The organism is Agrobacterium sp. RC10-4-1, assembly GCF_014138475.1.
Classification (GTDB): domain Bacteria; phylum Pseudomonadota; class Alphaproteobacteria; order Rhizobiales; family Rhizobiaceae; genus Agrobacterium; species Agrobacterium pusense.
The window spans coordinates 482,533-508,435 of sequence record NZ_JACJIT010000005.1; the positions used below are offsets into that span (position 1 = coordinate 482,533).

Annotated in this window: 24 protein-coding genes; 8 read left to right on the plus strand and 16 right to left on the minus strand. The window is 59.9% G+C overall.

The window, feature by feature from the left end:
* The first annotated feature begins 13 nt into the window (after positions 1-13).
* Together FHW77_RS16875 and FHW77_RS16880 are read left to right on the plus strand one after the other, a co-directional pair.
* Complete coding sequence (locus FHW77_RS16875; RefSeq protein ID WP_004440284.1) at positions 14-991, plus strand: L-threonylcarbamoyladenylate synthase; 978 nt, start codon at positions 14-16, stop codon at positions 989-991.
* Positions 992-1,039: 48 nt separating this feature from the next.
* Positions 1,040-2,467, plus strand: a complete 1,428-nt coding sequence (locus FHW77_RS16880) for an FAD-binding oxidoreductase (protein WP_004440282.1) — start codon at positions 1,040-1,042, stop codon at positions 2,465-2,467.
* An 11-nt stretch (positions 2,468-2,478) separates the two neighbouring features.
* Here the strand turns inward: FHW77_RS16880 and FHW77_RS16885 are convergent, their stop codons facing one another.
* The gene (locus FHW77_RS16885) at positions 2,479-2,997 is read right to left on the minus strand and encodes a hypothetical protein (protein ID WP_004440279.1); all 519 of its coding nucleotides are present in this window, start codon (positions 2,995-2,997) and stop codon (positions 2,479-2,481) included.
* Positions 2,998-3,281: 284 nt separating this feature from the next.
* Here FHW77_RS16885 and FHW77_RS16890 point away from each other — a divergent pair, with 284 nt between their 5' ends.
* A complete protein-coding gene (locus FHW77_RS16890; RefSeq protein ID WP_004440278.1) occupies positions 3,282-4,439 on the plus strand; it encodes a PA0069 family radical SAM protein in 1,158 nt (385 codons plus the stop codon).
* A gap of 444 nt (positions 4,440-4,883) precedes the next feature.
* Positions 4,884-5,537 carry a ribonuclease HII gene (gene rnhB / locus FHW77_RS16895; protein WP_072494030.1) on the plus strand — a complete coding sequence of 218 codons (654 nt, stop codon included), beginning with the start codon at positions 4,884-4,886 and terminating at the stop codon, positions 5,535-5,537.
* Positions 5,538-5,629: 92 nt separating this feature from the next.
* Here rnhB and FHW77_RS16900 read toward each other — a convergent pair whose 3' ends face one another.
* The 13 genes from FHW77_RS16900 to FHW77_RS16960 all read right to left on the minus strand — a co-directional run bounded on the left by FHW77_RS16900 (position 5,630) and on the right by FHW77_RS16960 (position 19,037).
* Complete coding sequence (locus tag FHW77_RS16900) at positions 5,630-6,613, minus strand: ribose-phosphate diphosphokinase (RefSeq protein WP_004440272.1); 984 nt, start codon at positions 6,611-6,613, stop codon at positions 5,630-5,632.
* Positions 6,614-6,927: 314 nt separating this feature from the next.
* The gene (locus tag FHW77_RS16905; protein ID WP_004440269.1) at positions 6,928-7,413 is read right to left on the minus strand and encodes a F0F1 ATP synthase subunit B; all 486 of its coding nucleotides are present in this window, start codon (positions 7,411-7,413) and stop codon (positions 6,928-6,930) included.
* A 1-nt stretch (position 7,414) separates the two neighbouring features.
* Complete coding sequence (locus FHW77_RS16910) at positions 7,415-8,056, minus strand: F0F1 ATP synthase subunit B (RefSeq protein WP_004440268.1); 642 nt, start codon at positions 8,054-8,056, stop codon at positions 7,415-7,417.
* 80 nt (positions 8,057-8,136) lie between these two features.
* Positions 8,137-8,364 (minus strand): F0F1 ATP synthase subunit C, encoded by a 228-nt coding sequence (locus FHW77_RS16915; protein WP_003494147.1) that lies wholly within the window; start codon positions 8,362-8,364, stop codon positions 8,137-8,139.
* 72 nt (positions 8,365-8,436) lie between these two features.
* Positions 8,437-9,186: a F0F1 ATP synthase subunit A gene (locus FHW77_RS16920; RefSeq protein ID WP_004440258.1), complete on the minus strand. Its 750-nt coding sequence runs from the start codon at positions 9,184-9,186 to the stop codon at positions 8,437-8,439.
* A gap of 61 nt (positions 9,187-9,247) precedes the next feature.
* Positions 9,248-9,613 (minus strand): AtpZ/AtpI family protein, encoded by a 366-nt coding sequence (locus FHW77_RS16925; RefSeq protein WP_004440257.1) that lies wholly within the window; start codon positions 9,611-9,613, stop codon positions 9,248-9,250.
* Between the two features lie 270 nt (positions 9,614-9,883).
* Positions 9,884-11,047 carry a cell wall hydrolase gene (locus FHW77_RS16930; protein ID WP_034495953.1) on the minus strand — a complete coding sequence of 388 codons (1,164 nt, stop codon included), beginning with the start codon at positions 11,045-11,047 and terminating at the stop codon, positions 9,884-9,886.
* Positions 11,048-11,411: 364 nt separating this feature from the next.
* Positions 11,412-13,331: a potassium transporter Kup gene (locus FHW77_RS16935; RefSeq protein WP_004440255.1), complete on the minus strand. Its 1,920-nt coding sequence runs from the start codon at positions 13,329-13,331 to the stop codon at positions 11,412-11,414.
* Positions 13,332-13,346: 15 nt separating this feature from the next.
* A complete protein-coding gene (locus tag FHW77_RS16940) occupies positions 13,347-14,324 on the minus strand; it encodes a magnesium transporter CorA family protein (RefSeq protein ID WP_004440254.1) in 978 nt (325 codons plus the stop codon).
* Positions 14,325-14,658: 334 nt separating this feature from the next.
* Positions 14,659-15,789 carry an Mrp/NBP35 family ATP-binding protein gene (locus FHW77_RS16945; RefSeq protein WP_004440253.1) on the minus strand — a complete coding sequence of 377 codons (1,131 nt, stop codon included), beginning with the start codon at positions 15,787-15,789 and terminating at the stop codon, positions 14,659-14,661.
* A 127-nt stretch (positions 15,790-15,916) separates the two neighbouring features.
* Positions 15,917-17,140, minus strand: a complete 1,224-nt coding sequence (locus FHW77_RS16950; protein ID WP_004440252.1) for a CmpA/NrtA family ABC transporter substrate-binding protein — start codon at positions 17,138-17,140, stop codon at positions 15,917-15,919.
* A 78-nt stretch (positions 17,141-17,218) separates the two neighbouring features.
* The gene (locus FHW77_RS16955) at positions 17,219-17,959 is read right to left on the minus strand and encodes a helix-turn-helix transcriptional regulator (RefSeq protein ID WP_004440251.1); all 741 of its coding nucleotides are present in this window, start codon (positions 17,957-17,959) and stop codon (positions 17,219-17,221) included.
* 208 nt (positions 17,960-18,167) lie between these two features.
* On the minus strand, positions 18,168-19,037 hold the full coding sequence (locus FHW77_RS16960) for an IclR family transcriptional regulator (RefSeq protein ID WP_034495957.1): 870 nt from the start codon (positions 19,035-19,037) through the stop codon (positions 18,168-18,170).
* Positions 19,038-19,120: 83 nt separating this feature from the next.
* On the opposite strand from FHW77_RS16960, the gene FHW77_RS16965 reads away from it, so the two are divergent.
* The 4 genes from FHW77_RS16965 to FHW77_RS16980 are packed head-to-tail and all read left to right on the plus strand — an operon-like array spanning position 19,121 to position 22,342.
* Entirely contained in the window at positions 19,121-19,891 is a 771-nt protein-coding gene (locus tag FHW77_RS16965) for an SDR family NAD(P)-dependent oxidoreductase (RefSeq protein WP_004440244.1), read from the plus strand.
* Entirely contained in the window at positions 19,891-20,805 is a 915-nt protein-coding gene (locus FHW77_RS16970; protein WP_004440241.1) for a 2-dehydro-3-deoxygalactonokinase, read from the plus strand. Before FHW77_RS16965 ends, FHW77_RS16970 begins: the two co-directional genes overlap by 1 nt.
* Before the next feature lie 15 nt (positions 20,806-20,820).
* A complete protein-coding gene (locus tag FHW77_RS16975) occupies positions 20,821-21,450 on the plus strand; it encodes a 2-dehydro-3-deoxy-6-phosphogalactonate aldolase (RefSeq protein ID WP_004440240.1) in 630 nt (209 codons plus the stop codon).
* 4 nt (positions 21,451-21,454) lie between these two features.
* Positions 21,455-22,342: an SMP-30/gluconolactonase/LRE family protein gene (locus FHW77_RS16980; protein ID WP_004440239.1), complete on the plus strand. Its 888-nt coding sequence runs from the start codon at positions 21,455-21,457 to the stop codon at positions 22,340-22,342.
* Positions 22,343-22,526: 184 nt separating this feature from the next.
* On the opposite strand, the gene FHW77_RS16985 is transcribed toward FHW77_RS16980, so the two are convergent.
* Both FHW77_RS16985 and FHW77_RS16990 read right to left on the minus strand, forming a co-directional pair.
* Positions 22,527-23,879 carry a putative bifunctional diguanylate cyclase/phosphodiesterase gene (locus tag FHW77_RS16985; RefSeq protein WP_004440238.1) on the minus strand — a complete coding sequence of 451 codons (1,353 nt, stop codon included), beginning with the start codon at positions 23,877-23,879 and terminating at the stop codon, positions 22,527-22,529.
* A 183-nt stretch (positions 23,880-24,062) separates the two neighbouring features.
* Positions 24,063-25,682 (minus strand): response regulator, encoded by a 1,620-nt coding sequence (locus tag FHW77_RS16990; RefSeq protein WP_044458782.1) that lies wholly within the window; start codon positions 25,680-25,682, stop codon positions 24,063-24,065.
* Between the last annotated feature and the right edge of the window lie 221 nt (positions 25,683-25,903).

The following is a 25,903-nucleotide window of genomic DNA, read 5'->3' on the forward strand; positions in this document are numbered from 1 at the left end:
GAAAGGCAGCATCATGGCGCGTCATATCCATATTGAAAACGAGCGGGAAACCGCCCTTCAAGCAGCCGTCACGGAGCTTGCCGCCGGCCAGCCGATCGCCCTGCCGACGGAAACCGTTTACGGCCTTGCCGCCGATGCCACCAACCCTGCAGCCATTGCCCGTATCTACGAGACCAAAGGCCGGCCGCAATTCAACCCGTTGATCTGCCACATGGCAGATATCGCCATGGCGGAACGTTACGCCATTTTCGATCCCATGTCGCTTGATCTTGCACAGGCCTTCTGGCCCGGCCCGCTGACACTGGTGCTGCCGCTGAAGCCGGCAAGCGATATTCATGCGCTGGCGACGGCCGGGCTCGATACGGTCGGCATTCGCGTACCGCAAGGTTTTGCCGGCGATCTTATCCGCCGGTTCGGCAAACCGCTCGCAGCCCCCAGCGCCAATAGTTCCGGCAAGATCAGCCCGACAAGCGCCGCCCATGTGGAGGCCGATCTCGGTCAGAAAATCAACCTCATTCTCGACGGCGGGGCGGCTTCGGTCGGCGTCGAATCCACCATCGTCAAGGTGGAGGAAGATGGAAGGGTGCGTCTGCTTCGTCCTGGCGGCGTCGTCACGGCCGAAATAGAGCGTGTTGCGGGCAAGCGGCTTGAACGTTCTGAAAAAGCGTCGGCGGCCATCGAGGCGCCAGGCATGCTCGCTTCGCATTATGCCCCCGGCGCCGCCGTGCGCCTCAACGCCACATCGGTTTCGCCTGGCGAAGCGTTGATCCGGTTCGAAGGTATCCCGGTTGCGGGTGAAGAGACCGCCCGCGCCGTTTTCGATCTCAGCCCCTCCGGCGATCTTTCCGAGGCCGCCGCCAACCTGTTCGATTACCTCAAGGCCGCCGATGCAAGCGGCGCAGACAGCATCGCCATCACCAGCATTCCCACTCACGGTCTTGGAGAGGCGATCAATGACCGCCTTTCCCGCGCCGCCGCACCGCGGAGCTGAGGCCCGCCGACCATTCGCCCACCGTTTCAAATGACAGAGAGACGCCCGATGACAACCGTCCCCTCCTCCGACATCCTCGACCGATTTGCCGCCATTGTCGGAGACAGGAATGCGGTGCGCGATGCGACAGAGATGGCGCCGCGGCTGGTGGAAAATCGCGGGCTTTATCGTGGCGCTTCGCCGTTGCTCCTCAAACCCGGATCGGTCGAGGAAGTATCGGCCATCCTGCAGTTCGCCAGCGAGACGGGTACCCCAATCGTGCCGCAGACGGGCAATACGGGCCTTGTCGGCGGGCAAACGCCGCGCGCCGGGGGAACTGACATCATTCTTTCGCTGGAGCGCATGAACCGCATTCGCGACATCGATCCCGTCGCCAATGTCATCGTTGCCGATGCCGGCTGCATTCTCGATGACATCCATAAAGCCGCCGATTCGGTTGAACGCATGTTTCCGCTGTCCCTCGGCTCTCAGGGGTCCTGCCGTATCGGCGGCAATCTCGCCACCAATGCCGGCGGTACCGCAGTGCTTGCTTATGGCAATATGCGCCAGCTCTGCCTCGGGCTCGAAGTGGTGTTGCCGACAGGCGAGATCTGGAACGGGCTGCGCCGGCTGAAAAAGGACAATACCGGTTACGATCTGCGTGATCTCTTCATCGGCTCCGAAGGTACGCTCGGCATCATCACCGGCGCGGTGCTGAAGCTCTTCCCGAAGCCACTCGGCCATCAGGTGGCCTTCGCCGGGCTGACCTCAACCGAAGATGCGCTGAAGCTGTTCGAGATGGCGTCAAACCTCTGCGGCACGGCGCTGACCGGCTTCGAGCTTATGCCACGGATTGGCGTGGAGTTTACCGCCAGACATATTCCCGGCGTGCGCGATCCCCTGGAACAGCCCCATGACTGGTACGCACTCATCGACATCTCCACCTCCGATTCGGCCGAGACGGCGGATACGATGATGCAATTGCTGCTGGAGCGTGGTTTTGAGGCCGGGCTGGTCGAGGATGCCGTGATCGCCGCCTCCGAAGCCCAGCGTCAGGCACTGTGGCACATGCGTGAGAGCATGTCGGATGCGCAGAAGCCGGAGGGCGGCTCCATCAAGCACGATGTCTCCGTCCCGGTTTCCAGAATACCGGAGTTCATGGCGACGGCGGAAAAGGCGGTTCTTGCTGCTATCCCGGGCGCCCGTGTCTGCGCCTTCGGCCATCTGGGCGACGGCAACATCCATTACAATATTTCCCAGCCGGTGGGGGCGGACAAGGCGCAATTCCTCGCCCGCTGGCGGGACATGAACGAAATCGTGCACGGCATCGTGCTGTCGCTGGGCGGTTCGATTTCCGCCGAACACGGCATTGGCCAGTTAAAGCGCGACGAACTGGCCGCCATCCGGCCCGGCATCGAAATGGAGCTGATGCGGCGCATCAAGCACGCATTCGATCCCGCCGGAATCATGAACCCCGGCAAGGTGCTCGCGGAATAACCCTTCCCGCCTCAGGCCGAAGCCCGCAATGCCCAGGCGGGCACCATTTCCGCATTCAGCCGGCGCGGCTTCTGCGCGCCGACAAATTGCGTCAGGCTCATGCCCGATTTCGCAATCGACATCGCGTGCTTCTTCGGCAGGAGATAACCATGCTCCAGCGGCGGGGTGCGGCGCAGGACACGGCTGAAAACATTCCGCCGGTGATAACGTGATGGGGAAAAGCGCGCTGGCTGTTCGCAGATCGCGACATATTCCAGGATTTCATCGATCCAGCCTGCCTGCGGGCGTGCGCCCGGCTCGATCAGCAGCAACCAGCCGCCACGCGCGGACTTGACGATATCCTCCAGTTCCCATTGCCCATAAAAACGGCAGCCGGCCGCATCGGCCACACGCGACGATCCATCGCGCGAACCGTGATCCAGAATCACAACATCGCTTACAAGCCCTTCCACGGCACCGGTGACAAGCGCAGACAGCGTATGCGCCAGTTCCGGCTCCTGATCCCGGCATTCCATTATGACTGTCAACATGTGCATAGCTCTAACGCATCGCACAATAAATTGCCACCATGCTCGTCGCGGTAAAATCCGCGGGGGTTGATGTCGCTCTCCGCGATCTCAGGTGCCGGCGTGCCCGTCCTGGCGCTGGCCCCGGCAGTACAAAAGCAGCCAAATTTACAATTTTGTTCTTGTATTGTTCTCATTCGTGATGTAGGAATTTAATCATTCGAGGGGCGATGAGGCCTCTCCGGATGGAAACGGTTTAGGGCGTTCAGCGTGCCTCGAAAGGCGTGCGACGTCTTGGGAGCATCCAGATGAGAAATCATTCGCTTTCGGGGCAGGCTGCCTTCCAGCCGAGCCATATGCCTGACATTGCCAATGCGCTGGCCGATGCATCCGGCCTGCGCATCGAGATTGACCGTCGCCGCGGCCGTGGTGCGGGGCTCAATCCAGATGGACGTTTCGAAGCCTTGCAGCGTGAGGTCTTCGACGATGGCTGGCAGACGCTGGAAGAGATGCCGGAATTCCGCACCGAGGTGCAGGTGGAAAAGCCACGCAGCATCATCACCCGCAATGAATCGTCCGATATCCCCTTCGATCGTTCCATCAATCCATACAGGGGCTGCGAACATGGCTGCATTTACTGTTTTGCCAGACCCACTCACAGCTACATGGGCCTTTCGGCCGGACTTGATTTCGAGGCCAAGCTGTTTGCCAAGCCTGATGCGGCCAAACTTCTGGAACGGGAACTGGCGAAACCCGGCTACAAGGCGCGGGTAATCGCCATCGGCACCAATACCGACCCTTACCAGCCGATTGAGCGCGAATGGCGCATCATGCGGCAGATACTGGAAGTGCTGGCCAAGGCTGATCATCCCGTCGCCATCGTCACCAAATCGGCGCTGATCAAGCGGGATATTGATATTCTCGCGCCAATGGCAAAAAAGGGGCTCGTCAAGGTCGGCATTTCCGTCACGTCGCTGGATCGCAAGCTTTCGCGCACGATGGAGCCGCGCGCCGCCACGCCGGAGAAGCGGCTGGAGGCCGTCAAGGCGCTGACGGATGCCGGAATTCCGGTGGCGGTGATGATGGCACCCGTCATCCCGGCGCTTAACGATCATGAAATCGAGCGCATTCTTGAGGCCGGCAAGGCTGCTGGCGCGACCGAGGCTTCCTATGTGCTTTTGCGGCTGCCGCTGGAGGTAAGCCCGCTGTTCCGCGACTGGCTGCTGCGCAACTATCCGGACCGTTACCGTCATGTCATGTCGCTGGTGCGCTCCATGCGCGACGGCAAGGATTATGACGCGGAGTTCGGCAAGCGCATGAAGGGTGATGGCCCTTATGCCTGGCAGATCGGCAGGCGATTCGAGATGGCGACCAAAAGACTTGGTCTCATCCGCCGCGGCATCAACCTGCGTGACGACCTGTTCGTGCCTCCGGGCGGTGCCGGGGTGCAATTGTCTCTGCTTTGAGAGCCGCATGGTGAAAGTGACTGAAGGTAACGAATGCCCGTGATGAACCAGACGCTACCCTCGGGCTCGACCCTGGAACGTGAACCGAGCGCGACAGGATCTCGGGTCAAGCCCGAGAGGACATCGAGCACGGGGGGATGACGCGCCGACAATACGAGGTGCTGTGAGCTTTTAATAAACGGAATTCAAAATGACAGGAGCAATCGTCTCATCGTGTTGCTCTCGACGAAATGCCCGGCTGGTTTTCCCTGGCCCGCCGGACATCGCCCCTGGAACCGCCGCCTCGCGTGCGATCGTTTTTCCTCCGCCGCCCTGCTGGAGGATAAAAGGTCATGACGACCTTGGGCACGGTGAGCCACGCCCCTTGACCCCGGCTCATCGTGCCTGTCATCGCCCGCTTCCGGGGGCTTGCAGGAGATCGGGTGTGTGTGCCAGTTTCGCCGCATGAAACGCACGGCCACACCCGATTCTCCTGCCCTTTTTGATCTTGCCGATACTGGCCCGGATTTCTCGTTCGAGCTGGAAGCGCGAAAGAAGGGCCTCTGGCCGGTCGCCGGCACGGACGAGGCAGGGCGTGGCCCGCTCGCCGGCCCTGTGGTTGCGGCCGCCGTCATTCTCGATCCGGACAATATTCCTGACGGAATGGATGATTCCAAGAAACTGACGAAGCAAAAGCGCGAGAGCCTGTTCGTCCAGATCATGGAAACCTCGATCGTATCGGTCGCCTCCTCCGGCCCGGGCCTGATCGACACGATGAATATCCTGCGCGCCAGCCTGGACGCCATGCGCCGCGCAGTCCTCGGACTCGAAATTTCCCCCGCCCTCGTACTGGCCGACGGCCGCGACAGGCCGCCAGGCATCACCTGCGAAGCCAAGGCCGTCATCAAGGGCGATTCCCGCTCCCTCTCCATCGCCGCCGCCTCAATCGTCGCCAAGGTGACCCGCGACCGGATGATGGAACGTGCGGGTGTGGTGCATTCATCCTATGGCTTTGAAGGCCACGCAGGCTACGGCACACCGGCCCACCTGCGCGCCATCGAAAGCCACGGGCCCTGCGCGCTGCACAGGATGAGCTTTCGGCCACTGAAGCGGGATTGATGACAAATGGTGAAGTTCTAGCCGCAGCGCGGACTTGACGGCGGCGCCACCTGAGGACATCTCTAGTCCGGCAGTCCAAAGAAATGCTCACTTCATTTGCTTTGAGACGCGGTGATCACTTGGGCCGGAGCAATGTCCTCGGCCAGAAGCGCGCTAACGGAATCCCCCGAATTAATCCGGCGCATTGCTTCGGCGAGAGCCGGTGCGACAGACAACACGGTAAGCTTGGGAAGGCGCTTTTCGGCAGCGATGGGCACCGTGTTGGTGCACACGATCTCAAGCACGTCCGGTTCCGCGGCAAGCCGGGCAACTGCAGAGCCAGCGAGAATTCCGTGCGTGGTGGCGATCCGGATGGTGCGTGCGCCGTGGGCCCGCAGATGTTGGAGCAGCTCAAGAATGGAGCCACCGCTGGCGATCTCGTCATCGAGCACAATGACGTCGCGATTTCGGATATCGCCGATCAGCGCCGAGATGCGCACTTGGGTATCGCTCACCCGTTCTTTGGCGCCGGCCGCGACAGGCACATTCAGCCGCTTTGCAAAGGCGGCCGCGTTCTTGGCATTGCCAAGGTCGGGGGAAACGACGACGGCCCGGCTGAGATCATAACGGAAGAAATAATTGGCGAGCTCGCCCAAGGCGTGGAGCTGATCAACAGGCACGCTGAAAAAGCCGTGGACCTGGGGGGAATGCAGCGTCATGGTGAGCACGCGGCTGGCACCTGCCGTAACTAGGAGATCTGCGACCAGCCGACCGCCGATGGAGATCCTCGGCGCATCTTTCTTGTCGGAGCGAGCATAGGAAAAGTGCGGAATGACTGCGGTGATGCGTGAGGCCGACGCACCACGCGCCGCATCGAGCATCAAGAGCAGCTCGATCAGGTTTTCCTGCACAGGCGCACTGAGCGGTTGGACGATAAAGACATCTTGCTCCCGGCAGTTTGCCTGCAGCTGGACCTCAAGGCAATCGTTGGAGAAGCGCTTAGTGCGCACCGGATGCAACGGCACGCCGAGGTGGGAACAAATTTCCTTCGCAAGTTCGGGATGCGCACTACCGCTGAAGATGGCTATCTGGTTCAACGAGAACTCTCCCCTTAACTGTCCGGCTTATGATAGTTGCCTCTGTCATAGTCAACCCTTTGCGGGCAGTGTTTGCTAAGGGCCTTCCGATGCTTTCGGTGCGTCCAAACCATGCCAAGTATTGGAGCAAAGCGATGAGCAATCTGCATCAAAAACATTGCAGCCAGTTACCGCCACCCTAAGAGAAATGCCTGTTAGCGAATGCCGCATTTTCGTAGTGCAGGCGGCACCCAATCCTAGCCAGCTTTATCACCTCAAACAAAAAACCCCTCGCGGCGGGGCCGGAGGGGTTTTGAACAATACCGAGATAAATCTCAGTTCAGTTTCGACTTCACTTCGCCGATCGTGGCGGTGAAAAGCTTGGCCTTTGCGGCGGCCGTCGTCTTTTCGGCCAGCAGCTTCTCGGAAGCGGCAATGGCGATGTCGACGGCGGCGGCGCGGACGGCGCCGATGGCGTCTTCTTCGGCCTGCTTGATCTTCTGTTCCGAAAGGGCCGTGCGGCGGGCGACGAATTCTTCCGTCTTCTGCTTGGCCTCTTCCGTCAATGCGGCGGCTTCGCGTTCAGCGGCGGCAACGATGCCGGCGGCTTCGGCTTCGGCTTCCTTGCGCTTGCGCTGATATTCGGCCAGCAGGTGCTGGGCCTCTTCACGCAGGCGCTTGGCTTCGGCCAGTTCGTCCTGAATGTTCTGCGCGCGCTCGTCCAGAGACTTGGAGAGCATGCCCGGAACCTTGAGGTAAGCGATCAGGACGAAGAAGAGAACGAGACCGACGAGAGCGAAAAATGATGCATCAAATGCCATATCAGGCTCCCTTCACGTTCGAAGCGGCGGCAATCGCTGCCTTCACGTCCGTGTCCTTGACCTTTGCGCCAACCAGCTGGTCGACGATTGCGGTCGCGGTTTCCTCGGCGATGGCGCCGACATCGGCGAAAGCCTGATCCTTGATGCCGGCAATGCGCTTTTCGGCAGCGGCAAGCTTTTCGGCGAGACCGGCTTCAATAGCGGCGCGATCGGCATCGGCCTTCGCCTTGGCGGCGTCACGGGCCGCGGCGCCGATCGAGCTTGCCTTGGCGCGGGCTGCCGCGAGTTCTTTTTCATAGGTTTCGACGGCAGCGTCAGCTTCAGCTTTCAGCCGTGCCGCTTCGTCGAGATCCTGTGCGATGCGTCCATGACGGTTTTCCAGAATGCCGCCGACGCGCGGAACGATGACCTTCTGCATGAGCAGGTAGAAAAGGCCAAACGTAATCGCCAGCCACAGGACCTGCGATGCATAAGTAGACTGGTCGAACGGCGGGAAAACGCCGGAAGAACCGTGCTCGGCGCCATGCGCTACACCGGTTTCCGTGTGCGTGGCTTCCGGTTGCGGCTGGCCAACGGCCGGAGTTTCCGTATGCGTTTCACCTACGGTCGGTGCTGACTGGGCATAAGCCTCGGTCACGAACATGCTCACCTCCAGGGGGACTGCAAATGCGAAGGATCACGGCACGCTATGTTGCGGGCCGTGATCCAGACCTGATGCCGATATTAGACAGCGAACAGGAGAAGGAGAGCAACGAGCAGCGAGAAGATGCCCAGAGCTTCCGTAACGGCGAAGCCGAATACCAGACGGCCGAACTGGCTGTCGGCAGCAGAGGGGTTGCGCAGTGCGCCGGACAGGTAATCACCGAAGATACGGCCGAGTGCGAGGGACGTACCAGCCATGCCGAGGCATGCGAGACCTGCGCCGATGTACTTTGCTGCTTCCGCTTCCATGTGAGACTCCTTGAGATATTGGTTGTTGCGGCTGTTTTTGACGCCCGTTGCCGGGGCCAGCGACTTTACTTCTCAGTGACCACCATGCACGGCGTCGTTCAGGTACATGCAAGTCAGTACCGCGAAGACGTAAGCCTGCAGGAAGGCAACGAGAAATTCGAGAGCGGTCATTGCGACCGTCATGATGAGAGGCAGGACTGCACCGCCGACGCCGAGCGCGCCAAGTGCGCTCATGGAGGCGACGAAGCCTGCGAAAACCTTGAGCGTGATGTGGCCGGCCAGCATGTTCGCGAAAAGACGAACGGAAAGGCTGATCGGGCGCGACAGGAAGGAGATCATTTCAATCGACGCCACAAGCGGCAGAAGTGCCTTGGGCACGCCGGAGGGGGCGAAAATGCCGAAGAAATGCAGACCGTGCTTATAAAAACCGTAAACCACGACCGTGCCGATGACGAGGCAGGCGAGCGCGAAGGTGACAATGATCTGGCTGGTGACCGTGAAGAAATACGGGAACATGCCGAGCAGGTTTGCCGTCAGCACGAACATGAACAGCGAGAAAACGAAGGGGAAGAACACCATGCCCTTCTTGCCGGCGCCTTCGCGCAGCATGGAGGCGATGAACTCATAGGACATTTCGGCAACGGACTGCATGCGGGTGGGGATCAGACCGCGGTTCGACGTTGCGAAATAAAGGAAACCCGAAGCAGCAGCCACGGTCGCGACCATGAAGAGCGACGCATTGGTGAAGGAAAAATCGACGCCGCCAATTTCGATCGGAATGATCGGCTGCACCAAGAACTGATGGGTCGGATCGTTTGCCACCGGCTGCCCTCTTTACCTGTCGCCGCCTGTCGCGGCATCTCAACTGTAAGGAAAAACAGCCTCAAAGGCCGCGTTTTCCACCCTCGTCTCGTCTGTCCGCCTTCTCAAGCAGCGGCGGCTTGGCCACCGCGCCCGTCGAACGCAACACATTCAATACGCCTGCGCAGAAACCGAGAAGAAGAAGAACGATCATCCCCCACGGCGTCGTGCCGGCAAAATAGTCCAGAAGATAACCCAGCATAGCGCCGACCACGATGGCCGAAATGAACTCCGATGAGAGCTTAACCGCCATCGCAAAGCCTTTCCGGCTCTCCGCAGCGTTGGTCTCCGCCCTCACTTCCGCCTCATCCTCCGCCTTCACCTTTGCCAACTTGTCAGCAAGGCGTTTGCGGCGCTCGTCCAGACTATCGTCACGGTTGCCAGTCATCTTAAAATCCCACCCATTTTCTCCGTTCCAGCCATGCCAGAACCCTTTGGAGTTGTAAACGGTGACGGATTAAGCCTGTTCCAGCCCGCTCTGAAGTCGCGCGCAACATAGTTTTAGGGGCTTCTCTAGTCAAGGCACTGCGAGCGGTTGTTTAGGCACAAATTAATCATTCAAAAACAATGGCTTGACTAGAAATCACTGTTTGGGGGCGATGTTTCGCCGGGGAATCGGCATTTTTGACACGCAAAATGCGACAAATTGGCGGTGGTATCAGCTCCAGCCGCCACCATAGGTACGGTAAAAGACGTGGAGGCCGATTCTGCCGACCTTCTTCATCGACTTGCCCCAGGCGGGACGCACGTAAACGGCGTGATAGTGGGTGGCAGAGCCAACTTCCTTCAGCCAGATCTTGCCGGCCGTAGTCGCCATGGCCACTTCGCGCGCCATCTTCCAGTGGCGTTCGGAATTCACCCGATCCTTGATATTATCGCAGGCGAAGGAGAACTGGCAGCGATTGCGCCAGTCCTTGTTCTGGTAGACAACGCCGCAGATGGTTTTCGGATAGGCCGGATTGCGCACGCGGTTTAGGATGACCTGCGCCACCGCCGCCTGACCTTTAACGGACTCACCGCGCGCCTCGAAATAGATGCCCGATGCAAGGCACTGCTGTTCGGCCGGAGAAAACACGGCTGCCGGCAGCGGCGTTGCGGCCCAGGCGTGGTCATCTGGGTTGATCTGCGGCACGAAGCGGCCGGCCTCGGGCTTCTTCAGGATGGCGTCGAAGGGAGACTCCCGGGCAAAATCCGGTTCGGCGGGCGCATAGGCCGTCGCCAGGATGTCCGGCGTGCGGTTGGTGACGAGTTCCGCCAGCATCGGCGAGACGCTCTTATCCGCCTTCTTTTCCTCGCGGCGGAAATAGAAAGAGGCGAGTTCGACATCCTTGCCGCGCTTCGGCTTGACGAAGGCGGTGCGATCCTTGCGCTTCAGCGGCTCGATATCCAGCATCGAGGTGCGCTGCAGCACCGAACCGGCGGTGAAGGCCTTCGGCGGCTGCATGATTTCGGTGGCGACGATGCGGCCCTTCTTGGCGGCGCGGTTCACCCGCTCGCTGTCCGGCGTCGTTGCTTCGCCCTTCTTGTTGGTGACGAACGCGACCTTGCTGCCGTTGGGCAGGGTCATGCCGCCGCCATGCAGCGCCTCGCCCCCTTCCGGATCGTTGAATGTCAGGGAGGCGTTATGCGTCGAGCCCGCCGGGGAGGCAGTCAGCACCATGCGCCATTGTTCGCCGCCCTTGTCGAGGCCCGCCAGAAGCGAGGCGAGATCGGCACGCGCAGCGAGGGAGGGAAAGACAAGCCAGGCGGCCAGGCCGAAGACGACGGGTGACGTCCACTTGGACGCCCATCCCTGAAAGGACACGGGGGACCGACGACGCATTACTCTTTTCGAACGCAAAACCAGCACTCCGAACACCGACAACCGAATTTTCTACAGGTGTTCGAGAATCTCTTATTAACCTTGATGGTTGGTTAACGCCGCGCAGGAAGGTGTCTTCACGTTAATGTGTGAGGGAATGCTAATGAGTGTGGCGTGGAGTCGAGTTCGCATGTGCCGATTAGAACTGCGCCGCAGGGCATCTCCTCATCCGTCATTCCGCCTCGAGCCGGAACCAGCCGTCGCGCGTCGGCGCGGCGTAAAGACCCTTTCACCCCAAGGACTTGGGCTGGCTGGATACCGGCTCAAGGCCGGTATGACAGAGAGAACGAGATCGCCCAGCTACATTGGGGGCATGCCCACTTCGTCACACCACGACGTGCGAACCGAGTTCCACCACCCGATTGGCAGGCAGGCGGAAATAGTCGGAGGGATCGGCTGCCGTTTCGGCGAGCGCGATGAACAGGCGGTTCTGCCAGCCCGGCATGCCCGATTTCGGATCTGGAACCAGCTTGCGGCGACCGAGATAGAAGGAGGTCGACATGATGTCGAACTTGTAGCCCGTGCGGCGCAGATAGCCCAGCGCCTGGGTAACATTCTGGGTTTCCATGAAGCCGAAATGCAGCTCGACCACGGCGAAACGGTCGCTCATCTTCGTCAACGTATAACGATCTGCCGGATGAACGCGCGGCTGATCCTCGGTGCGGATCGTCAGGATGACGTTCTTGTCGTGAAGGACGTGGTTATGCTTCAGATTATGCAGCAAAGCCGCCGGCGCCGTTTCCGGATCGCCGGTGAGGAAAATCGCCGTACCCGGTACGCGCACCGGCGCATGGGCGCTTTCCTTTTCCACTGAGGCGATGAAGGCCTTCAGCGGCACATCGATGCGGCGCGTCTTGGCGAACAGGATTCTCGAACCGCGCTGCCAAGTCGTCATGATGACCGTGAAGGCAATCGCCAGCAGCACCGGCACGTAACCGCCATCATGAATTTTCAGAAGGTTTGCGCCGAGGAAGATCAGTTCCAGCACCAGAAGCGGGGTCAGCACCGCAAGGGCAAGCCAGATCGACCATTGCCAGCGTTTGCGCACGAACTCGAAGAACATCAGGCTGGTGACGACCATCGCACCGGTGACCGAAATACCATAGGCGGTGGCCAGCGCATCCGAGCTCTTGAAGGTGAGCACCAGGGCAACGACACCGAAAAGCAGGATGGTGTTGACCGCCGGAAGATAAATCTGCCCGGTATTGGTTTCCGAGGTGAAGAGAATTTCCATGCGCGGCAGGTAGCCGAGGTGAATCGCCTGGCGAACCAGCGAGAAGGCGCCCGTTATGACGGCCTGGCTGGCAATGATTGTCGCGGCGGTCGCCAGAATGACGGCGGGCAGGATCGCCCATTGCGGGAACATCAGATAGAAGGGATTGGACATGGCCGCCGGGTCTTTCAGCACGAGCGCGCCCTGCCCCAGATAGTTCAGCGTCAGCGCCGGGAATACCAGACAGAACCACGCCCACTGGATGGGGCGGCGGCCGAAATGGCCGAGGTCTGCATAAAGCGCTTCTGCGCCCGTGATCGTCAGGAACACCGCGCCGAGTACGACAATGCCATAAAAACCTTCATTCGCCAGAAACTCGACCGCGTGCCACGGGTTGAAGGCAAAGAGAATGCTGAAGTCGTCAGCGATATGAATGAGGCCTGCAAGGCCCATGACGATGAACCAGACCGCGGTGATCGGTCCGAAAAATTTTGCCACCGTGCCGGTGCCGTGGGACTGGATGGCGAAGAGGCCAATCAGGATGCCGACAGAGATCGGAATGATGAAGGCGTCCATCTCCGGGGTGACGAGCTTCAGGCCTTCCACCGCCGAAAGCACTGAAAGTGCCGGGGTGATCATGGCATCGCCAAGAAACAGCGCCGCGCCAATCAGGCCAAGCACGATGAGGACGCTGCGATGGGTGCCGGCCGTCTTCATCAGCAGCGCCAGCAGCGACAGCGTACCGCCCTCGCCGTCATTGTCGGCGCGCAGCAAAAGCGTGATGTATTTGAAGGTGACGATGATCGTCAGAGACCAGATCATCAGCGATGTGAGGCCGATGACCTCTTCCTGCGTCACCCCGTCATAGGCGATGGGCCGCAGGGCTTCGCGAAAGGCGTAGAGCGGGCTGGTGCCGATATCGCCATAAACGACGCCGATCGAACCAAGGATAGCGGCGTAAAGCCCCTTGTTCTTGTGAGCGTCATCCGCATCCGGCTTCTCGGCAACATCCTTGTCAGCGATCTGGGACATGATGATCCTGGCTCCTCAGAGCCAGCCCTTCCAACGAAAAAAGAGAAACGGGATGATTGCGGACATCACCATGACGATCAGCGCAAGTGGATAACCAAATGTCCAGTTCAACTCCGGCATGAGCTGAAAGTTCATTCCGTAAACCGAAGCCACCAGCGTGGGCGGCAGAAAAACCACCGAAGCGATGGAGAATATCTTGATGATGCTGTTCTGCTCGATGTTGATGATGCCGAGCGAGGCATCGAGCAGGAAGGTCAGATTGCCGGAAACGAAGGAGGCATGTTCGTTCAGCGACTGGATATCGCGTCCGATGGACTTGCCCTGCTCCCTCGCAACCTTGTCCGCGCTCGCCTGATCGCTGGTGGAAAAGAACGTCTGCAGCCGCGCCAGCGATGCAAGACTGACGCGAACCTTCGAAATCAGCCGATGATAGGCAGCGATGTTGGTCAGGCGGTCTTCGAGATAACGCGGCGCCTTGCGCTTGGAACGGGCTTGGCTGCCGAGAATATCAGCGGCGAGATTGTCGATGCCAGCGACCGAGTTTTCGAGAATTTCGGCCGTGCGATCGACGATTGTCTCGAGCAGTTTCAAAAGCAGCGCCGTGCCGCTGCGCATCTCATGCGGCGCGCGGGTGATGGCGGCAATGAAAAGGTGGAATGATTTCGGCTCAGCATAACGGATCGTCACGAGGCGCGTGCCGGCGAGGATGAAGGCGACGTCTGTGAGGCGGGGGTCGTCCGAATCCGCCTTCCACACCAGCGATGCGGTCATGAAAACATTGCCGTCTTCCATGTAGAGACGGCTGGAGGGCTCGATATCCTTCAAATCCTCACGCGTCGGCAGATCGAGCTGCAGCAGCTTTTCCACATGCTGCTCTTCCGCCCTGTCCGGGTTGACGAGATCGATCCAGACGATGTCATCAGGAATCTGTACGGAGCCGTCGTCTGACGACAGGCTGATCGCCTCGCAATTGGCGCGATAGGCTTTTATCAATCCGTTTCTCCGCTCCACATTGCAGGCCTTAGCCGCAATGCTGCTTAACATATCCTGTTTGCTGTCGGCAAACCTTTGGACGACACTTCAGGGACCACCGAAACAGGCGCAACGTCATATCGCGCCAGCCCGATGGACCAAGAGCCAAACGGCGCAGGCGTATGCGCCCAAAGCGAGATGCAATCAAGCAATATTTTTTCGTGACAGCTTTGCAGACGAAGCACTTCTGGATTTCATGGCCAGAAACCGCACCGTTACTGGCCACCAATCTTCTGTTTTTACAGGACTATTCACAGCGCAGGTGCGCTTTGCGGTTTTGCCGGCCGTCCGTAGCTTATTCGAAAACGATCTTTGGAGCCGCTTTTCTTTCACCGGCGCCAATACGCTCCCAGACTTTTTTCGCTATCTCGCGGTAGATCGCAGCCTGTGGACCATCCGGGTCGGCAACGACGACAGGCGTTCCGGCGTCCGACATTTCGCGGATGGCGATGGTGAGCGGCACCTCGCCGAGGAACGGCACACCGATCCTTTCGGCTTCCGCCTTCGCGCCGCCGTGGCCGAAAATATCGTAGCGGGCGCCGGTATCGGGTGCGATGAAGTAACTCATGTTCTCGATGACGCCGAGCAATGGCACCTCCACCTTGCGGAACATGGTGATGCCCTTGCGCGCGTCGAGCAGCGCGAGGTCCTGCGGAGTGGAAACGATGACCGCGCCGGCAAGCGGCACCTGCTGGGCGATGGTCAGCTGCGCATCACCCGTGCCGGGCGGCATATCCAGCACCAGCACGTCGAGCTCGCCCCAGGCGACTTCACGCAGCATCTGCATCAGGGCGGACTGCACCATTGGCCCGCGCCAGATCATCGCGGCCTCCTCATCCACCAGAAACCCCATGGACATGACCTTCAGCCCATAATTCTCCATGGGAAGAATGATGCGGTCCTCCTGCTGTTTCGGACGACCGGAAATCTTGAGGAGCCGCGGCAGCGAAGGCCCGTAAATGTCCGCATCCAGCATGCCGACCTTCAGGCCAAGCGCCTGAAGGCCAAGCGCAAGATTGACTGATGTCGTCGATTTGCCGACCCCGCCCTTGCCCGATGCGACGGCGATGATGGCGCGGACGCCGGGGACGCCCACCTTGGACGAGCCCGGCTGCTGCGTCGGCCGGCCCGCTGCCGCGGCGGGACGCGCCGGCGCCGGCTGCTGTTGGCCGGGCTTGCGATCGGCAGTCAGCGCCACGACCGCGCCGGCGATGCCCGGAACACCCTTCGCCGCCTGTTCGGCGGACAGGCGCAACGGCTCCATCTCGGCCGCCCTGTCGGCCGGGACGGTGATCGAGAAATAGGCCTTTCCATCTGCGATGAAGATTTCCGAGACCATGCCGAGGGAAACGATGCTTCTGCCGCTGCCGGGATAGATGACGGCGTCCAGAGCCTTTTCCACCTGGTTCTTGCTGACCTCTGCCATTGTCTTACTCCGTTACATCGTCCGGTCTGATCGGGAAACAATTTGCGCCATCCATAGACAAGCGGGAGCGGTTCGCCAATGCCAAAGCGCAAACAGGAACCATTCGCGACGATTTAGCGCTGCGATTTCAAATCTCGTCATCCATATCGAGCGTCTCCGGATCGAAGACTCGCCCGTCGAAGAAACAGTCGGGTCCCAGAACGAGGCCGGTGCGCGATGCGCCGACATGAACAGGTTCCCTCAGCGTGCCTTCCAGCTTCAGATTGGCGCCTGGCACCGGCACGAAAAGTGGTTTCATCGCCTTGCGAAAAATATCCGGCCTATACGCATTGCGTGCGGCTTCCACCACCGCGGCATCGAAACGACAACCGGCGGGTATTTCCCCCCAGCGCAACATCTGGCTGAAGAACCAAAGAGCCTGGCTTTGCCATGGAAAATTCGCCGCTTTCGCGCTGGTGACGAAAAATTCCTGAAAACGCTGCATGTCCTTCTGCGAAGTCGAAATATAGCCCGTCAGGGCCGGAAGCAGGAATTCGCCACTGACGTTCATATAATGGGGGGCGGCCAGAATACCGGCAAGTTCCTCGATATTGGCGGGGTTGGCGCACCACTCGCCCGCGCGGTAAAGTGCGCGCAGCAGCCCCTCCAAGAGGCTGGCATTCGCATCAGCCCAATCTCGCTTCACGGCAAGTATTTTTTCCGGGGCATTGTGCCAGATGAGCGCGCCCGTCGTCACGATACGCCCGGCGCCACCCAGCACCGCAGCGCTGCCCGCGGGTTCAGCGGAACAGAGCGCATCGACGTCGCCGCTTTCCAGAAGCCCGGGCATCGCCTTCGGCAGCGCTTCGACGATTTCCATGTCACGGCCAAGCAGCACACCGCAGCTTCCGAGCAGATAACGCAGGGCATAAAAGGACGTCGAGGCGATATCCTCAACCGCGAAGACGGGCGGATTTTCACCCGCGGCCCGGCGTGCGGCGCAGACGCGGGCCATCGCACGGCCGAAAGCCGCCGGGTCCGGCAGCTTCAGTCCCTCACGGTAAAGTTCATCATAAAACCCAGGGGAAACGGTGGTCGCGGAGCCGCCGAGGGAAAGCGTGAAAACGCCGATGATATTGGCCGGCATATCATGGAGGCCAACGGCCGACCCCACGGGAACAGGAGCGGGCAAATGCGCGATCTGAACGCCGTCCTCGCCGAGCACCGAAAGAACACCACGTGCGGACTGCTTTCGGACCAGTTCCAGTTCTATGCCTTCATCGGCGGCAAAGCCTTTTTCGGCAGCGACTATCAGCACGGCGCAATCGACAGTCGGAGAAAATCCCGCTTTTACACTATGCCGCTCCGGCAACGATTTCTCCTTTCCGGTGATTCGAAAAGAGGATCGCCCAGGAAGGGCTTTATCACAATGATAAAATTGCGAGTTTCGCTATTTAATCAGTCCGACGCGCAGGGCCTTGGCGACCGCCTGGGTGCGGTTGACCGTATCGAGTTTTTTCGTCGCGCGGTTCAGGTAGTGATTGATGGTATGCTCCGACAACATCATGATCTCGGCGATTTCGGCACTGGTCTTTCCGGCTGCCGTCCAGTTCAGGCAGTCGATCTCCCGTTCGCTCAATGTTTCCGGCACGCGGAGATCGAGACGGCGGATTTCGGACAGCCGGGCAAAGACGTGGCTGGAAATGTAAAAAAGCTCCGCAAGCCGGGCTTCCGGCAGGGCCGTCTTGTTGCCGGAAAAGGATACGGCGCCGCGCCTGAGGGTGACATCATGCACCGGGAACCAGACGGAATTTATCATCTCGAACCGTTCGAAAAGCGCGACCACGTTTTTCTTCAGGACATGCCCCTCGCCTTCGACCAGGAAATCCAGCGACACGGAAAAGGGTACAGTGGATTTTCTTAACCGCGCCATGACGCGGCTGTTCTGCAACTCGCCTTCTTCATCATAGCGTTGCAACAGTTCGGCCGGCCAGCTGGTGATGACGGTATAATGCGACAATTCGCTTGAGACCTCTGTAGTGAGGTCGAGTACCATGAAGGCCCTGAATTCCCACGCCTCCGTCAGCCGCTTCAGGAAGCGGAATATATCGAACTGCGTATTAAGATTGGCGATCTCGCGAACGCAATCAACACCAATCGACTGAACGCTGGCCGTTTCTGTTTTCTGCATGAAAGCTGTTCTTCGAGCATGAGGAAATGCCGCCGCAAAGGCCCGCCTCTGCCCGGAATTTTGAGGATGTTACTCAGCAAATCGATTCATGCAAACAAAAGTTGAAAATTAGATCAGAATATTCGAAAATTAGCGTTATCTCGCGTAAGCCGGTCATGTCTCCTCTTTTTCGCGGGCGGGCAACCCCATAAGCGGCATCGGCTTTTCGTCAATCATCCGCAACCGGCGATAAGCGATAGACAAGTTCTGCCGAAATTTTATCGGCGGTTGCACGCACCAGCGGAGCCCAGGCGCGGAGCTGTTCCACATCCACCCTGTAGGCGGGGCCGGTCACTGAAATCGCCGCGCGGAAACTGCGTCCCGGGGCCGGTAACGGCGCCGCAACGCAATGAATGCCGATCTCGTGCTCCTGAAGATCGAAACCGTAACCGAGGGTGCGAATGGCCGAAACATCCTCCATCAGGGCCTGCGGTGTGGTGATGGTGTTGTCCGTGAAGCGCTTAAAATCCAGCCCGGCCGCGAGATCTTCCAGATCGCCGGCGGGTAGCAGCGACAGCGCGGCCTTACCCACGCCTGTGCAATAGGCTGGCGAGGTCTTTCCAACCTGCGAATGCATGCGCAAGCTGTGCTTGCCCTCAATCTTGTCCAGATAGGTCACTTCGCGCCCGATCAGAACCGCGAGATGCACCGATTCCTGCGTTGCCTCCTGCAGCGCCGCCAGGTGTGGGGCGGCTATGCTGCGCAGATCGTTGCCACTCCAGGCTTTGGCTGCAAACTGCAACAGCCTCAGGCCAACAACGTAGGTCTGGTCGGGGGCCTGGTCTATCAGGCCTTCGGCAAGCAGATGTGCGAGCTGGCGATGGACGGTGCCTCGCGGCTGCCCGCACGCTTCCACCACATCGGTGAAACGCATCTGCCTTTCAGAAAGGGCGATCAGTTCCAGGAGCGAGATGGCCTTACCGAGTGTACCGGTGTCGCTATCGGTTTTTTGCCGCGCGGCTGGAACTGCGCTGCGCATCCTGCCATTGGGTATTTTGGTATCAGGCATGGCAACATCCATTGTCATTCGCCTTGACATGAGGCTTGCGCCAAGGGAATAATTCCATTTATTAAAATCTAGTTCCAAATAATGGAACAATCAAGCCCCTGACGGATGAGATCATGCCGATGACGACAGCCCAATTTCCGGACCTCAAGGATGCGGGCGTGCTGATCACCGGCGGCGGTTCCGGCATAGGGGCTTCGCTCGTGGAAGCCTTTGCCATGCAGGGCGCAAAGGTAGCGTTCATCGATATCGCCGAAGAGCCGAGCGAAGCGCTGGTCCGGCGGCTTTCCGGGGTGTCGCCCCACCCGGTCCATTTCTTCAGGGCCGACCTGCGCGACGTGGCGGCCATAGCCGTGACCGTCACTGAGGCGGCCGCGGCGATAGGCGGTATCAAGGTTCTGGTCAACAACGCCGCCTGGGACGACCGTCATGACATAGATGCGGTGACAGAAGCCTATTGGGATGCCAATCAGGCGGTCAATCTCAAGCAGATGTTTTTTACCGTTCAGGCCGCGCTTCCCTACCTCCGGCTCGCGAAAGACGCCTCCATCATCAATTTCTCGTCCATCTCGTTTCTGCTCAACATGGGCGAACTTCCCTCCTATGCGGCGGCGAAGGCAGGTATCATCGGGTTGACAAAAAGCCTTGCCGGCCGGCTGGGGCCAGAAAATATCCGCGTCAACACGCTGCTGCCGGGCATGATCGTGACCGAGCGGCAGAGGGAACTGTGGCTGACGGATGAGGGCATTGCGACGACCACGGCGCGACAATGCTTGAAGCGCATGCTCGTCGCTGCCGATTTGTCTGGGCCATGCCTGTTTCTCGCATCCTCGGCATCAAGCGCCATCACGGCGCAATCCATAATCGTAGACGGAGGCCTTCTATAATGTCTGAACCCGCTTTTATCGCCGTTGACTGGGGTACGACCAGTTTCCGGCTCTGGCTCATGAGCCGCTCGGGTGCTGTGCTGGCGGAGCGCAGAAGTTCGGAAGGCATGACCACGGCCATGCGGACCGGTTTTGCCGAGGTTCTGCAAGCGCATCTCGACGCCATCGGCGCGCCTGAAGATTTGCCGGTTCTCGTCTGTGGTATGGCAGGCGCGCGGCAGGGTTGGGTCGAAGCGGGTTACATCGACGTGCCGGCATCGCTGTCGTCGGTGCTGGATGGCGCAGTTCGCGTGCCGGGTCAGGCGCGCGATGTGCGTATTCTGCCGGGGCTGGCGCAGCGGGATAAAAACGCGCCCGACGTGATGCGTGGCGAGGAAACGCAATTGCTCGGCGCTCTTGCCTCCTCGGACACCGGCGAGAAACTTGTCTGTATGCCCGGCACGCATTCCAAATGGGTGACCGTTCGTGATGGCGACGTCAACGGCTTTGCCACCTTCATGACCGGCGAACTGTTCGAGGTCATTTCCAAGCAGACGATCCTGTCCCATGCGGTGGCCGAGGCGGAGCCTTTCACCGGCCAACACGAGGACTTCAGAGCGGCCGTGCTCGACATTTACGCCAATCCGCAGCTCACCAGCAACCGGCTGTTCACACTGCGCTCCGGTCAATTGCTGCATGGCCTCGCCGCCACGGATGCCAAGGCCAGGCTTTCTGGCATCATGATCGGGCTGGAGATCGCCGGCGCGCATTCGACGGCGCGGCGGGAGACACCGGTGGTGCTGATCGGCTCCGGCGCGCTTGGCGCGCTTTACGAAGGCGCCTTCACCGCCCTCGATATCCACTATACGGTCATCGACGCAGACGAAGCCGTGCGGCGCGGATTGCTGGCCGCTGCAACAGCCATCTGGCCATAAGAAGAAAGATCGACCATGCGTATTCCCTTTCCTTCCATCAAATATCCGCTGATTGCCATCCTGCGCGGCCTGAAACCCGAGGAGACAGAAGGCGTTGTCGGCGCGCTGATCGAAACCGGCTTCCGCGCCATCGAAATTCCGCTGAATTCCCCCGATCCGTTCCGTTCCATCGAGATCGCGGCAAAGATGGCGCCCGCCGATTGCCTGATCGGCGCCGGGACCGTGCTGAGCGTGGAAGACGTCGCATCGCTGGACGCGGCAGGCGGCAGGCTGATGGTTAGCCCCAATGCCGATGCGGAGGTCATTACAGCTGCACGTGAAAAAGGCATGGTGACGATGCCGGGCGTTCTCACCCCCACCGAAGCGCTGGTGGCCGCAAAAGCCGGTGCGACCGGGCTGAAGTTCTTCCCCGCCAGCATCATTGGCCCCGCCGGCATCAATGCGATCCGGACGATCCTGCCGAAGGATCTGGTCATCGCAGCGGTCGGCGGTGTCTCGGATAAGAATTTTGCCGACTATACATCGGCCGGCATCATGGCGTTCGGGCTCGGAACCAGCCTCTATAAACCCGGCATGACCGCAGCGGAGGTGCGCGAACGCGCCACTGTCACACTGTCGGCCTATGATGCAGCCATCGGAGGATAAGAGCTTGGCGACTGTTTTTCCCTTTACCGGACGTGTTCTTGACGAGACGCCGATGCTGCTCGGCGAAGGCCCGACCTTCGACCCTGCGACCGGCACGGCCTGGTGGTTCAACATTCTCGAGCGGGAATTGCATGAACTGCACCTCGCCTCCGGCCGCAAGACCGTCCATTCCCTGCCCTTCATGGGCAGCGCTCTGGCGAAAGTCAGCGACAGCCAACAGTTGATCGCCTCCGATGACGGGCTTTTCCTGCGTGATACGAAGACTGGTGTGCTGACTCTGCATGCGGAGCTGGAAAAGGACCTGCCCGGCAACCGGTCCAATGACGGGCGCATGCACCCTTGCGGCGCGCTTTGGATCGGCACCATGGGCCGAAAGGCGGAAACCGGCGCGGGCAGCATCTATCATGTTTACAAAGGCACGGTGACGAAGCTGTTTGCCGATATCAGCATTCCGAATTCGATCTGCTTCTCGCCCGATGGCGCGACCGGATATTACGTCGATACCAAGGTGAACAAGCTGATGCGCGTGCCGCTCGATCCCGAGACCGGCCTCCCCTCCGGCAAGGCTGAAGTCTTCATCGATTCGACAGGAGTCGATGGCGGTATCGACGGCTCGGTCTGCGATGCCGAAGGGCATATCTGGAACGCTCGTTGGGGCGAAGGCGCGGTTGATCGTTATGATAACGACGGCAACCATATTGCCCGATATGCGGTGCCCGCGGGACAGACGACCTGCCCGGCCTTCGTCGGCCCGGACGCATCGCGCCTTCTCGTGACGTCGGCGCGTGAAAATCTTGACGAGGACGCCCTAGCCGCCAATCCGCAGCACGGGTTGACGTTCGAACTGGGGGTTGAGGTCAAGGGCCGGTTTGAGCCGCTTTACAGGCTCTGAGACGCGGCACGCACCGCCTTCTCCTCATTCCTGTGCTTGTCACAGGAATCTAGCCAGCCGAAGTCTTGGACCGAAGGGACTCTCTTCGCCGCGCAGACGCGCGTCGGCCGGGCTCCCGTGGCAAAGACAGGAATGAGGGGTGTTGGGGGCGTCCCCACCACCTCGTCCAAGGTCATTCCGTTTCTCAGGAAATATCCGACAATATCTCGCGGTAATTCTCATGTAGATACCGCTGGGTCGCCGCGGCGTCGGCGGGGCGGCCGTAGAAGTAGCCTTGTCCCATGGCGCAGCCGAGCGCGCGCAGTTTTTCCTCTTCCGCCCGCTCCTCTATCCCTTCGGCCACGACTTCAAGATCAAGCCCTTCGCACATGGCGACGATGGCCTTGATGATATGTTCGGAAGGGCGGTCGCTGCTGATGCGCGAGACGAAAGCGCGATCGATCTTCACCTTGTCGAATGTGAAATCCCGCAGGCGGCCGAGGCTCGATTGGCCGGTGCCGAAATCGTCGAGAGAAATACGAACGCCCGCGCTCTGCAACTCGCTGATGATCCGCTGGGCGGTATCGGCGGAGGTCATGACCGCCGTTTCGGTGATTTCAAGCTCCAGCCGGTGCGGGTCGAGGCCGACACGCGAAAGTATGGACAGAATATTGTCTGCCGTGCTGGGGTCCATCAGTTGCGCGGACGACAGGTTGAAGGACAGAAAGAGCTCACGCGGCCAGAAAAGCGCCGCTTCCGCGGCTTTTCTGAGCAGGGCCTCCGAAAGCGCATCGATGAAACCGCGTTCTTCGGCCAGCGGCACAAAAACCGCAGGCGATACGAAGCCGAGATCCGGATCGTTCCAGCGCGCGAGCGCCTCGAAACCGATGACCTTCGCCTCCTCCAGCCGGACGATGGGCTGGAAATGCACGTCGATCGCGTCGGTGATGATCGCGTTTCTGAGCGCCTGCTCAAGCTGCGTGGCGCGCTTCATCTCCTGCGCAATCTCACGCGAATAGACGGTGATCTGGCCGCGGCCGCGCCGCTTGGAGCGGTAGAGCGCCGTCTCGGCGCTTTTCAGCAGATCCTCAAAATCATCGCCGGCGAAGGGATAGATGGCAAAGCCGAACGAGGAGGAAAGCCGGACGTTACGATCACCAAGATCATAGGGAGCGGAGAGCACGTCCTTGATCATGTTGCCGACACGCTCGGCACCGGTGCGTTCGAACACCAGCGGCAATACGAAAGCGAATTCGTCGCCGTCATGGCGCGTCACGATGGCGCCATCGGGAATGCAGGCTTTGAGGCGGTGAGCAACCTGGCAGAGGATTTCATCGCCCGCCTGCACGCCGAAAAGGTCATTGATGGGTTTGAAGCCGTCTATATTGGCAATGCCGACCGTGAAGGGTGCTGGATCGCTGGAGCGTTCGCTGGCGAGCATGCGGATCTTGTCCCGCAAACGGTAGCGGTTGCCGAGCCCTGTCAGCGGATCGCTGTAGGCCATCGCCTGAAGCTCGTTCTGGCTAACCTGCAACGTTTGCGGCTCTGCCCGTTTCATTCCTGCATCTCTTGAATCCTCTATCGACCGCGATCACAATGCAGGGCAAGTATTAAAAAAGCCATAGAGCGACGAACCGAAAAACGCAGACCGCCCTCGTTGAGACCCGCTGCCAGCGCAAAACGGCCGAGGCGGCGGCAATTAATTGTATGTTTACGCCACGCGGTTCGATGGAGGGGGCTATCACGCCTGCAGCTGCAGCACGTCCTTGCCAAAAAGCCGCACAAAAACAGCCTCCACCATATCGGGGCTGACAGGTTTCAGCAGCATGTCCTCCATCCCGGATGCGAGGCATTTGTCGAGGTCGCCTTCGAATGCGTGGGTAATGACGCCGACAACAGGAATGCGCTTTTCACCCGAAAGATCGCGCATGCGGCGGGCGACCTCGAAGCCGTCGATATCGGCAAGCGTCGTGTCAAGCAGTACGACCGACGGAGCCTGTTCCACGAAGAGACGCAGCGCTTCCTCGCCCGACGTGGCGAGCCGCCAGGAAAGCCCGAGACCCTCAAGTATCTGCGAAAAAACGATCTGGTTGACCCGGTTGTCCTCGACGAGAAGAACGTCGCACACGCCGCCGTTGCTGAGGATTTTGGGCAGGTCCTGCGTCATGATCTCCCAGTCCTCCTCTACCGATTTCTCCTTCGGCACCGAATGGAGCCCTACAGCCACATGATGCAACAACGACGCGTCAATCTCGTCCTCCTCGATGCTGACGACGGGCAGATGGTGTGCCGCGGCAATATCGAGGCATGCGATGCTCATCTGGGCGTCGATGACAACAACATCGATGGCAACCCCGGCGGAGGCGGCGACATCGATAAAGGTGCGCTGCTCTTCCTCGCTCGTCACCGCTGCATGGTCCATGCCACCTGCCGTGAGCTGGCGGCCGGCGGCCTCTGCAAAGCGGCTGTTTTCGGAGACGACCAGCACCGCCTTGCTTTTCAGCAAGCCGTTACGGCCTTCCTTCTCCTCATCCTTTCCATAGGTTGAGGACACAAATGCCACATGCTCCAAAGAAGGGATGACGGGCATGCCGTTCGCATCAAGCGTGGCGAGCGCAGTCACATCCTCCATCGTCGTCACCAGGAAATAACGGCCTGGCCGTCCTACGCGCTGTTTGCGCGTGATCGTCAGTATCTCTTCACCGTTCAGGCGTCTCACCCTTTCCGGAATGACGCTTGGCGTGCCGCTCTCCAGTACCGTCCGGTCGGCCGCATCGATCCGCCCCGCAACCTTGCTTGAATGGAGATCGAAGACCGTGCGTCCGAGCAGGCTCTCGGGGCTGGTTTCGACCAGGGTGCAGGCGGATTTGTTCACGGCGGCATAGGCCAGGTTCCGGTCCTTGACGAAGACGGGAAACGGCAGATTGTCGAGAATATCCTCGAGGAGCTGTACGCGCTCGAGATCGATACGCCATTGTTCTTCACGCTTCTTCTGTTCAGAAATATCCGCGAGGACACTAATGCCGAGACCGGATGGCAGGCGGTTCATGACAAAGCGCAGGAACCGCTCCCCCTTCAGCCGTTCGGTTTTTTCAGACCGTTCCTTCCAGTGCAGAGCCAGCCGTTCGCCGATCCACTCTTCCCGACCGAACTGGCGGGCATTGGCGGCAGGATTTTCCGTCTCGATATGGTAACAATCGTACAGGGCGCCAAGATAATCGCGCAGGCGCGCGCCGGGGCCGATGACGGCCTCTTCCAGCGGGAAAAAACTGAGGAGCTTCCGGCTTGCGAAAATAATGTGATCGTTACGGTCGTAAACGACGATCGCCGCGCCAAGCGCGTCGCAAAGGGCATCAAGCATCACCGTATGAACGCCCGCGCCGGAGGACGCCAAATCACTCAACTGCAAACTCCCGCCTGTTTTAATGGGTCAGGCTTTTGTTTCTATTGGAATCGTCCAGGGCAGATGCCGGGATGAAACGAAAATTCCGGAAAACAGACATCAGGGTTTGCCGCTTGAAGCAGTCTTGAGGAGAAGATGACGCTCACCCATAGTCGACGTCACACACCACCCGGCAGAGG

Coding starts and splice junctions, on each gene's coding strand:
- FHW77_RS16875 (WP_004440284.1), top strand. CDS start 14: ATGGCGCGTCATATCCATATTGAAAACGAGCGGGAAACCGCCCTTCAA.
- FHW77_RS16880 (WP_004440282.1), top strand. CDS start 1,040: ATGACAACCGTCCCCTCCTCCGACATCCTCGACCGATTTGCCGCCATT.
- FHW77_RS16885 (WP_004440279.1), bottom strand. CDS start 2,997: ATGTTGACAGTCATAATGGAATGCCGGGATCAGGAGCCGGAACTGGCG.
- FHW77_RS16890 (WP_004440278.1), top strand. CDS start 3,282: ATGAGAAATCATTCGCTTTCGGGGCAGGCTGCCTTCCAGCCGAGCCAT.
- rnhB (WP_072494030.1), top strand. CDS start 4,884: ATGAAACGCACGGCCACACCCGATTCTCCTGCCCTTTTTGATCTTGCC.
- FHW77_RS16905 (WP_004440269.1), bottom strand. CDS start 7,413: ATGGCATTTGATGCATCATTTTTCGCTCTCGTCGGTCTCGTTCTCTTC.
- FHW77_RS16910 (WP_004440268.1), bottom strand. CDS start 8,056: ATGTTCGTGACCGAGGCTTATGCCCAGTCAGCACCGACCGTAGGTGAA.
- FHW77_RS16915 (WP_003494147.1), bottom strand. CDS start 8,364: ATGGAAGCGGAAGCAGCAAAGTACATCGGCGCAGGTCTCGCATGCCTC.
- FHW77_RS16925 (WP_004440257.1), bottom strand. CDS start 9,613: ATGACTGGCAACCGTGACGATAGTCTGGACGAGCGCCGCAAACGCCTT.
- FHW77_RS16930 (WP_034495953.1), bottom strand. CDS start 11,047: ATGCGTCGTCGGTCCCCCGTGTCCTTTCAGGGATGGGCGTCCAAGTGG.
- FHW77_RS16935 (WP_004440255.1), bottom strand. CDS start 13,331: ATGTCCCAGATCGCTGACAAGGATGTTGCCGAGAAGCCGGATGCGGAT.
- FHW77_RS16945 (WP_004440253.1), bottom strand. CDS start 15,789: ATGGCAGAGGTCAGCAAGAACCAGGTGGAAAAGGCTCTGGACGCCGTC.
- FHW77_RS16955 (WP_004440251.1), bottom strand. CDS start 17,959: ATGCAGAAAACAGAAACGGCCAGCGTTCAGTCGATTGGTGTTGATTGC.
- FHW77_RS16960 (WP_034495957.1), bottom strand. CDS start 19,037: ATGTCAAGGCGAATGACAATGGATGTTGCCATGCCTGATACCAAAATA.
- FHW77_RS16965 (WP_004440244.1), top strand. CDS start 19,121: ATGCCGATGACGACAGCCCAATTTCCGGACCTCAAGGATGCGGGCGTG.
- FHW77_RS16970 (WP_004440241.1), top strand. CDS start 19,891: ATGTCTGAACCCGCTTTTATCGCCGTTGACTGGGGTACGACCAGTTTC.
- FHW77_RS16975 (WP_004440240.1), top strand. CDS start 20,821: ATGCGTATTCCCTTTCCTTCCATCAAATATCCGCTGATTGCCATCCTG.
- FHW77_RS16985 (WP_004440238.1), bottom strand. CDS start 23,879: ATGAAACGGGCAGAGCCGCAAACGTTGCAGGTTAGCCAGAACGAGCTT.
- FHW77_RS16990 (WP_044458782.1), bottom strand. CDS start 25,682: ATGCTTGATGCCCTTTGCGACGCGCTTGGCGCGGCGATCGTCGTTTAC.